Annotated in this window: 1 protein-coding gene; it reads right to left on the reverse strand. The window is 62.7% G+C overall.

Features of this window, described 5'->3' with window-relative positions; all coding sequences use genetic code 11:
• Positions 1–325: 325 nt before the first annotated feature.
• On the reverse strand, positions 326–1,321 hold the full coding sequence (locus BMY91_RS22870) for a patatin-like phospholipase family protein (RefSeq protein WP_090826488.1): 996 nt from the start codon (positions 1,319–1,321) through the stop codon (positions 326–328).
• Between the last annotated feature and the right edge of the window lie 346 nt (positions 1,322–1,667).

Genomic DNA, 1,667 nt, shown 5'->3' on the forward strand with positions numbered 1-1,667 from the left:
GAAAACAATACACGCCCCCAACCCCCAACGCAAATCCACCCCCACACCACCACCCAACCACCCCCAAAACCCCCACCACACCGCCGTCGAACACCTGATAGGTTCAGGGACGCTTTGAAGGCGCAGCTGCCAGCCCACCTAATCCCTGGTTCGGTGGCCAGCTCGGTGCAAGCACTGTCCCGGCGCGTTCCTGGACTGGGAAGGCTATGCCGTCACTCCCTGACATGGACCGCCGCGAAGGCGGTGAAACCACACACAAAATGCCACCGGAAGCGCGGGAGTTATTTCGAGGGGCTCCCACCTTGTTGGGAGCCCCTCGGTGTGGTCAGCCCCAGAGATCGATCAGTCTTCCGGCAAGTAGTCCCGCTTGCTCGTAGCCGGCCTGGGCGGCGGCCGGTCGCAGTGCAATGTTCATGGCATCTGCGCCGAACATGTGGTCATTCTCTGCGTTGGGAAAGATCGTCTCCACTGTGCTGCCGCCTGCGCGTAGAGCATCAGCCTGGGTACCCAGGTGCATGCCCCACTCCACTGGTTGAAGGGATCTGCCGCTGAAAGGTGACAGGACCAGCACCCTGCCGTAGCCGGCTGCCAGATCTGCGTTTTCGGCATTCGAGCGGAAACCGCCATCAATGAACCTGTCGTCCCCAATCCTGTAGGGCCGGCCGCTGGAACAGCTGGCTGCCACTGCGTCCACCAAGGCAACGCCACTCCTGCGATCAAACACGACAGCCTCGCCGCTGCGGGCGTCGACAGCCGTGATGAGCACCTCCTGCTCAGGCCAATCCTGCTGCGGGAGCCGCGCGGCAACAGTTGAGCGCCACTGCCCACTCCAGGAATCGTCCGAATCCGCGTCCAGTTCCAGTGCAGCCTTGGCCACTCTGCGACGCATGTCGGTCGCGTCTGACGAGCCGGCAACAATGCGGTTCATCCGCGTCAGATGGTCCACCACTGCGCCGGTCTGACCAGATCCGGGACCATTCCCGCGCGGGCGGCGCTGGGCCCCTGGTATCGGCGCGAGGGTGGCAGCAAACAGATCACGAGGTGAAGCAGCGACTATCTGCGCTGCTGCGGTGGCACCCGCAGATGTGCCAATGATCAGGTCAGCCTTTGCGACATCAAGGCCTGCGTCGAAAAGACCGGCCACGACGCCAATAAGCCACGCATTGCCGGTGGAACCGCCGCCCCCGAGGACCAACGCGCGGCCTTCCGGGGAACGTGAAGTGAGCGCGGCTGTAAGCGGACCCGGATACTGATTGGAAATGGATGATCCGTGCACTGCTGCTGCAGTGGCACGTATCGCTGAAGAAGGTTTTGTTTGCATGGGAGTTGCCTTTCGCGTCATGCGGCTTAGGGGCTCCCGACGGCGACTACTTCAGTCGCGGGATCGTGGACAACCTGGAGAGCCCAATGGGGATACTGCATTCATGGGTCTCACCTCCTGCGGATGGTTCACGATCACCTGAAAAGCTAGCACGGCCTGGGGGCATTGCACCATGGGCCTTAACGAAGAGAAGGCCTCCACGTTGGTGGGGGGCCTTCTTCAGGGGTTGCATGCGGCGGACCGTTAAATGCGAAGAGCCCCGGCCGTGGTGGTCGGGGCTCTTCGTGAATGGTTGTCCGGCGGTGTCCTACTCTCCCACACCCTCCCGGGTGCAGTACCATCGGCG

Origin of the sequence: Arthrobacter sp. yr096 (genome assembly GCF_900108925.1) — a bacterium.
Taxonomy (GTDB): domain Bacteria; phylum Actinomycetota; class Actinomycetes; order Actinomycetales; family Micrococcaceae; genus Arthrobacter.